A 7,524-nucleotide genomic window follows, 5' to 3' on the forward strand; every position below is an offset into this window, starting at 1 on the left:
GTGGTGGGTCAGGCGATCAGTAGCGCGCGATCCCAGCCGGTGTGCGGGCATACGGCCAGCGCGTGCAAGGCCAAGGCGATGCCCGCTTTGCCTTCCATCCAGCCGGGGTCTTGCTGGTTGGTGAGGTGACGCGTGAGCGGCTCCAGAAGAGGCGCGACCGTGCTGGCGAGCGTGTGGGGCGTAGGTGAATCGGCGGCCATCAGTCCGGCGATGTGGACCACTCCGGCGTACCCGTGACACAGGGAGGAGTCGTTGATGAGGCGAAGCTGGTGCGGATCGGATAGGGCCGCCGCGGCAGCACCCTCGGCATGTGCTCGGCGGCGTGGGTCACCGAGCGCGATCGCGGCCAACTGCTGTGCACGGGCTACGCCCAAAGTTCCATAGCACCATGAGGGACGCTGTGGCCGCCGCTCGATGGGCCCGCTTGTGTGCAACATCGGTCGGGTGATCCAGTACGGCCACCATGGACTTGCCGAGCCCTGCTGCTGCCAGCGATCCAGCCAGGCCAGAATTCGTGCGATGGCGGTCGCCTGCCCGGTGGCGGCGAATCCCCGCTGGAGAGCCACGGCGAGCACGGCCAGCACACCGGCGATTCCGTGCGCCATCCCGGTGTTGGCATGTCCGCCTGTGAAGGCGACGGACAGCGAGCCATCAGGCGCCAAGTCGCTCCACCAGCCGGGCAGCAGGTCCGGCTCCTCACTGAGCGGTTCAGTCACCGCCACCAGGTGCGCGAGCACCTGGTCGAGTGGGCCGGTAGCGGGGTCGTCGCGACAGAGCAGGATGGCGCTGAGTCCGGCCAGGCCGCGGATGACGTCGAACTCGGCAAGTGCCGGTCGCCGCCGGAGGTTCAGGCGGTGCCGAGCCGCCTCCAGGCGGTGACCGATGACGCGATCAGTGGCCTCCTGAAGCGCCGGCAGGGTGTGCTCGGCCAGGCCGTGGAGATGCGGCGCGGCGGCGTGGACCATGAACTCCACGGCAGGAGCTCCGAAGTAGAGCCCGGCGTTGGCGCCGATGCTGAGTTCACTAGAAGTTGCGAACCTCAGCCATAGTTGAGCTGTACTCCAGGATGCTCTACCGCTCGCCGCGCGCTCTATATGCAAGAGCGCGATGCCGACGCCACCGTGGGCGAGGGACTGCGGCCACCAGCCCGGCAACCGGTCATCGAGCCGTGGCGGTACGGCGAGCTCTTCGGCGAGTCGATCCGCGATCTGCTCGGTGGCCTCACTGTCGGCCGGCAACCGGGCGGCCGGGGCGGTCGAGCTCACGCTGCTCCCTTCGCGTGCAGATAGGCGAGAGCGGCGGCGCGCGCGAGATGCAGGCTGAGGTGGCGCTGGACGTCATCCGCACCGAAGGCCCGCCGGGCGTGGGCGTCGAACAGCGCAGCCAGCATCGCATCCAGGTCGTTGCGCTCGTCCTGGCGTGCCATGTACCGGCAGGTGTCGAGTGCCTGGGCGCGTTCTTGCCACGCCTCACGATCGGCCGCTGTGCTGCCGAGCCCGAGGTGGAGGGCGGCGAAGCCCTCAGCCGGATTCGCGAGATGGACCGCGTCGGCATGGACTCGGCGGGGCACGGGCGAGGGGGCAGGGCGAAGCCGAGGTCGGTCGGTGAGCCAGCGCATCGCCTGATCAGGACCACCGAGGAAACCGGTGGCCAACGCGACGAGGTTCGCCGCGCCGACTACTGCCGCGTCGAATCCGTGGGGCATGGTGAGCTGGGAGAGGACGACTCGGGAGTCGGTGTGGAACACACGCTCGGCCGCGGCCAGTACCTCACTGGTCCTCCACTGCCCAGCCTGGAGGGTGTGGCCGGCAAGCCGGAGTTCACGCAGCAGCCCCTGCGCGCGAAGCGCGCCGGCCCACGAACCGAGGGCCTCGGCCGCCTCCCCGAAGCCCGTTTCCCCGGGCAGCACGATGTGCAAGTGCAAGACCGCCTCGCGGTCGCCGTGGCGGTCGAACCACCACACGGTGATAGGGCTGAGTGACTTCATCAGGTCGGGTATGCGGAGGAGGGCCTGGGTTTGTACGTCAGCGGCGACTGACAGCTCGGCATCCAAACGAGGTCGCGCCCCCGGCATGGACCCCTCGTCACGCAGGCGGATCACTGTCGAAGCACCCACATGGGGCGATGGTGCCGACGGTTGGGTCGAGATAAGCGGGACGACGAGGCTGTGGGCCCGCCCTCCGCACCATCCGAGGTCGCTGGGCTCGGGACCCTGGATCAACGTCGCCCGCCCGGCGCGGTTCAGATGATCGCGCAGCAGCTCAGCCGGACCATGTTGATCGAGGGCGAGAAGTAGGTGCTGGTCGCCTTCAGCGAGCAGGACTTGGGTGGGCACATGGCGCCGCTCACGCCATGCGTGCAGAGCGTCGATCCACTCGGCGAAGGGCGCCTGCGCACCGGGCAGATCGGCGTGGGACAGCCTCCAGCGAGCAGGGCTCAAGACAATGCGGCCGTACCGCAGCGCGGGCAGAAACGGCAGCCCACCGGCCGCACCCCAGTCGAATCCGGTGACCTGTGTGGTGGAGGAGCGGGAGAGCTCGGCCAGGAATCGGGCGAGTGGAGGAGTGTGCGCGGCGGACCGGTAGTTCAAGGACGTCGGAGCCAGTGTTTCGATCACGCACTCCCGGGACATCGAGGCGAGGAACAATCGACGGTCGGCTGTGCAGCCGACCGCCACGTCCTTCAGCGGGACCTGGTCCGCTGCCGGGTCGGGATGTTCACCAAGGCTGATGACAGACGGCGATAGGCGGGGAGCGCGCACCACGTGATCGGCCCGGACGTGTAGCGGTGCGAATGACAACTGGAGGGCGGTGGCCTGGTCCGTGACGGTAGGCAGGCGGGTGAGCGCGGCCACCAATCCCGCCTTGTCTGTCGGCTCCAGCAGGGGGAGGAAGCGCCCGGTCATGGTCCCGGCCGCGCGTGAGACACCGAGCACTCGTACCGTGAACGTTCCCTTCGCCAGGGCGTCGAGCGATTCGGCGTACACCTGCACATTGAGCTCCAGATGCGGCGGCAGCCGAGAATGGGCTTCTTCTTCCGATGTCCGCAACTCTGTGATCATCGTGTCGGTCAGAATGACCTCGGTGGCACCATCAAGTGCCGCACGCTGTGCCAATGCGAGCAGACGCTCATCACGCACCGTGAGCGTCGGCGGGGTCGCTGGCGCAGAAGTGGGATATCCCGCCGGGTAGCCCATGCCCAGCACGGGATCGACAAGCTCAGTGACAGGGACCAGCGCCCCGGGTCCGTATCGGCGTGCGAACCGTTCGGCATACTCACGCCAGGCGGGCGTGCCCTGCCGGTAGGCGGCAAGGCGGGCCAGTACCTCGGCGGCCCTCTCCACATCATGGCCAACCGTGTCCGGCAAGACGATGCGCCCATCCATCCGCACATCGACGACCAGCGGTGCGTCGCCTGCCGGTGCGAGTTCGCGCATGCTCTCCATCACGCTGGCGCGCGAACTCCGGCTCTCCCCGGAGAAGATCTGCACGTTGCTCAACTTGGCCATACTTGAGTGGATCTCGGTCAGCATGCGAATCTGGCAGGCCAGATGCGGCAAGGTGTCCGCGCCGAGCGCGTAGAGCTGATCGAGGAGATATTCAAGAGGGTCCGGTCTGGTCGCGGGCGGGCGCAGACCGGTGATCAACACCTGCCGCGTCACCAGCTCGCCGAGCAGCGCGTCGATCTCCTCCAAGGACGCGCCTTGGAACTTCGCCGCCAGTTTCGCAGCCAGATCTCCGAACGGCACCGGCGATACGGCAACGTCCATGACGAAGGCCACCGCGGGCGTCAGCCGTAAGGAAACCTCGCGCGAGCCTGTGTCGTCGGCGCCCCTAACGGGAACCCGCAGCCGGTCACCGACGACCCGGCACAGCGTATTGGCGACCACGGGAAGGCGGGGCAGCAGCGCCAGGTCGTGCTCAAAACGAGAGATCACGATGTCCAGCCACTCGGCACTCGGCCTCAGCCGACCACGATGCCGCTGCCCGAACCGCACATCAGGCACGGCACCGAATTCAGCCGGAACCACGCCCGCGAACAGCCCGTACGGAATCGCACGTGACCTGGCCCGCAGTACATAGCGGGCGAGCGCAAGCGCCATCCGCCGCGCCCGCCGCGCATCGATCACCGCTCCACCGACCACAGCCTCGATCCGAGCGGCCAAGGCTGGACTGGCGACCTCAACGGAATCAGCGATCCGCTCGTCGGTCCAGGTCTGACGCAACCACGCGACCCATCGGTCAGGTCCGGCCTTCGCCGACTCCTCCGGCGTCGGCCACAGTGGCAGCGTCGGTTCCCCGGGTTGGGTGGCGGCTCGCAGTAGCGCGCTGTCCATCCGCCGGAATCGATATCGATCCGTATCAGACGGCATCACGAGCACCCGCTGGCCGTAGAGGCGCCGCCAGAAGGCAGGCTCTTGCCACCGTCGCGGGAAGCGCCTGCGGGCCGGGCTATGCGCCGGCCGAAGTGGTGCAGGTGCTCGGGCAGGTGGTGCCACAGTTGTCGTCCGTCATGGCGATCACTGCGTTCGCGTTCGGCCCGTGCTCGATGAATGTGATGTCCAACCTGAACAGGTCCGCGAGATCGGCATCGGAGCCCGTCAGGCCCGGTGTCTGAGCAGCCATGATCTCCCTCCTTCTGATCGTAGGGCCGGTCGGCAACGTGGCCTGGAGCGAGCAGGCCACCGTCGGTCCGCGAGCCTGACGGCCTTGCGATGCTCGACCCCCCTGCCGGTGTGGCACGGAGGTGCCGCCGCAATGCCCTGCGGCAGCAGGAAGAGAACGGTGTGCTCACAGACACTCTCCAGGCACGGACCGTGGATGTCGCCGCTAGCGTGGCATGCGCGCCGCCCGAGGATCGAGGATGTTTCTAGAGATTTCTCGGGACTCAGCCTTATCCAGCAGCGCAGCGAAACATCGAGCTACGAGTCTGCGTCATCATCGTCGGGCAGGCCCGCGTGTAGGTCCTCCATCACCCCGGTGATGACCGCGCGAGCGTTCGCTCCGTAGGACGCGACCGAGGACATGGCCCCGAACACCTTCCCATGCAGGTCGATCTCCTGATCCTGGGTCAAGGTCAACTCAGCCGAGAAGATCTCCACAAGGACCTGACGGTCGTCGAAGATCCAAAACCCGGAGCCTGGAGCGATCACGAACGGCGCCTCGAACGGGATCACGCCCAGCCGGACATTGGGCAAGGTAGAGGCGGCGACCAATCGATCGAGCTGGGCCAGCATCAGCGCCGGCGGGCAGAGCCGATATCGCAGAACCGCCTCCGTGATCACAAAGTGGAAGCGTTTACGCTGGTCGTAGAGGATCTCCTGGCGGGCCAGCCGGGCGCGAACCGCGTCGTCGATGTCGTCGCCGAGGCCGAACACCGCGACGGCTTGGGCAAGGCGATGCCGGGCGTATCCCGCCGTCTGAAGCAGGCCGGGCACAAAGGCCGGCTCGAAGACGCGCAGCCGTGCGGACTTACGCTCCATCTCCGCCCAGGTGTTCTGATGGTGGCGGGCGCCCCCGCTGAGCAGCCGTTGCCACTCCGCGTGCGCCGACTCCATGGTGCGCAGCATGGCCAGCGCCGATGCCGCATCCTGCTCGTCATCGCTCGTGGCGCTCACCCATGCGATGACGTCGCCCTCACTGGGAGTCTGCTTCCCGTTCTCCAGTTTGGAGATCTTGGAGGCAGGCCAGGAGAGACGTTCGGCAAGCTCCCGGCCGGTCAGGCCGGCGGAAGTACGCAGGATGCGCAGCTTGGTGCCGAGCGCCTCTCTGGCCCTTTGGACGCTGGTCACGCGTCCTTTTCTACTCAGGCGCCCTACTCCCTGCCAGACTTGCGAGAAATTGGTCCCGGGTGACCGCTCGATGCCAGGCATCGTCACGACCGGCCGCCAGCTCCGCGACAGTGGCCGGATCAGTGACGATCTCAGCGCCGAGCAGCACGTCATCGTCGTCGAATCGCAGCACAGCGGCCCACTTGGAGTCGAACAGCCAGTAGTCGTCCTGGGGCAGGCCTTGCGCTTGCGCTCGATCAAGGTAGCGGATGTCCTCACCGGCCTGGAGGGCGAACTGCGCGCACCACAGGCCGAAGCGCGAGTACTCCGACAACGGGACCGACACCACCCGTACCCGGTGCACGAACTTCCGCTTGATCGTGTGCTCGGCCATCAGATCAAGCCAGGGCCTGTTCCAGGCCAGGTCATCCGGCTCGCCGGCAAGGAACCGGCGAAGTGGCTCCTGCTCACCGGGAGAGTTGTAACGCTCCCGCGGTTCCAGCCGGAACGCCGTGCGCTCGAATGACCTGAACAGATCACCGAACGCCTCACCGGAGACCAGCGTCAACGCCCCTCCTTCGCCCTGTCCTCTGCCGTCGGCGTGCTCGTCGCCTCGTCGTGGGCGGTGGGTGGCGTGTAGTACCGCAGCAACTCCAGCGGGATCTCGATGTCGGCCTCGCCCGCGGGCACTTCGCCGAGATCGGCGAGCGCCTGCGGGTCCGTGATCCGGTAGCCGCGCACCACGAGACTGTTCCGGTCCGTCGCGTAGAGGGTCGGCGAGCCGCCGTTCTGCGAGGTCGAACCCAAGAACGTGATCCTCATGCCTGCCTCCATGGAGAAGCTTGCGGGAACTTTCTCACACAGAGAACGACGCTCCAAGGGGCACGGTCAACCATCCATGCCGATTCGCTCTCGGCTTTCCTATGTATCTACCGGGGCACACAACTCGAACCAGAAAAGTGAGCCGCGCAGCGCGGGCTCGCCTGTTTCCAGGCCAAGGCTCACCACAGCATGGGCAACAGAGGTCGGCCTACCGGCCGATCCCGATGGCATCGTCGTCCAGATGCACCTGCAGGGACGGCTAATACGCCCACTGACCCTATCCAGCGCCAATCCGGCTCCATGTCCACCGTGCAGGCCGTCCAGCACACGTCCAACAATTAGCCGCCCATCAGACCAACCCCAACGGAACCCCGGCACACCCAGCCGACCATGCATAGGCTGACCAGCGCAATCACAGCATCATCATGGAGCCTGCATGCACGCCCCAACACCGACCAGGCTGCTGTCCGAACTCCGCACCGCGCTCGCCATCGGCGACCAAGCCGGGATCGACGCCGTGTGCGAGGCATGGGCGCTGCGTCCGCTCACCGGCGGCCGAAACAACCTGGCGTACGGCTGGGCGGACTCCGGCCACGAGACCTGCATCAAGCTTTACAAGGTCGATGAACGACGCCGGGCAGACCGCGAGTGGGCGGCCCTGACCCTCATGGCAGAGAACGACATGGATCACCCCGGGTTGGTTGGAGGCTCCTGAACCTGGAAGGGTGAGGAGCTATGGCACCACCGAGGAAGTACAGCTCTGAACTGCGTGAACGTGCGGTTCGGATGGTCTTTGAGCTTCGTGAGCAGACGGGCGAGCGGACAGGCGCGATCGCCCGGGTCGCAGACAAGCTCGGGGTGCATCGGGAGGCGTTGCGGACGTGGATCCGGCAGGCCGAGGTCGATGACGGGCAGCGTCCGGGCCGGACGAC

8 protein-coding genes are annotated in these 7,524 nt (G+C 67.0%); 2 read left to right on the forward strand and 6 right to left on the reverse strand.

The genetic code is table 11. The features are described 5' to 3' along the window. Positions 1-8: 8 nt before the first annotated feature. The 6 genes from DP939_RS36490 to DP939_RS36515 all read right to left on the reverse strand — a co-directional run bounded on the left by DP939_RS36490 (position 9) and on the right by DP939_RS36515 (position 6,592). Positions 9-1,265, reverse strand: a complete 1,257-nt coding sequence (locus DP939_RS36490; RefSeq protein WP_113985397.1) for a lanthionine synthetase C family protein — start codon at positions 1,263-1,265, stop codon at positions 9-11. Then, positions 1,262-4,336: a lantibiotic dehydratase gene (locus DP939_RS36495; RefSeq protein WP_158578912.1), complete on the reverse strand. Its 3,075-nt coding sequence runs from the start codon at positions 4,334-4,336 to the stop codon at positions 1,262-1,264. Before DP939_RS36495 ends, DP939_RS36490 begins: the two co-directional genes overlap by 4 nt. A 115-nt stretch (positions 4,337-4,451) precedes the next feature. Beyond that, positions 4,452-4,625 (reverse strand): FxLD family lanthipeptide, encoded by a 174-nt coding sequence (locus DP939_RS36500; RefSeq protein ID WP_113985412.1) that lies wholly within the window; start codon positions 4,623-4,625, stop codon positions 4,452-4,454. A gap of 296 nt (positions 4,626-4,921) precedes the next feature. Then, positions 4,922-5,791 (reverse strand): helix-turn-helix domain-containing protein, encoded by an 870-nt coding sequence (locus DP939_RS36505; protein ID WP_199565648.1) that lies wholly within the window; start codon positions 5,789-5,791, stop codon positions 4,922-4,924. Positions 5,792-5,801: 10 nt separating this feature from the next. Next, on the reverse strand, positions 5,802-6,338 hold the full coding sequence (locus DP939_RS36510; protein ID WP_113985400.1) for a DUF6879 family protein: 537 nt from the start codon (positions 6,336-6,338) through the stop codon (positions 5,802-5,804). After that, positions 6,335-6,592, reverse strand: a complete 258-nt coding sequence (locus DP939_RS36515) for a hypothetical protein (protein WP_199565649.1) — start codon at positions 6,590-6,592, stop codon at positions 6,335-6,337. The genes DP939_RS36510 and DP939_RS36515 overlap by 4 nt, the downstream gene beginning before the upstream one ends. Positions 6,593-7,028: 436 nt before the next feature. Between DP939_RS36515 and DP939_RS36520 the strand changes: the two genes are divergently transcribed. Beyond that, on the forward strand, positions 7,029-7,307 hold the full coding sequence (locus DP939_RS36520) for a hypothetical protein (RefSeq protein ID WP_113985401.1): 279 nt from the start codon (positions 7,029-7,031) through the stop codon (positions 7,305-7,307). A 20-nt stretch (positions 7,308-7,327) separates the two neighbouring features. Continuing rightward, the coding region (locus tag DP939_RS36525; protein ID WP_147268273.1) for a transposase at positions 7,328-7,524 on the forward strand (197 nt) is incomplete at its 3' end.

Source organism: Spongiactinospora rosea, from assembly GCF_003315795.1.
GTDB classification, from domain to species: Bacteria; Actinomycetota; Actinomycetes; order Streptosporangiales; family Streptosporangiaceae; genus Spongiactinospora; species Spongiactinospora rosea.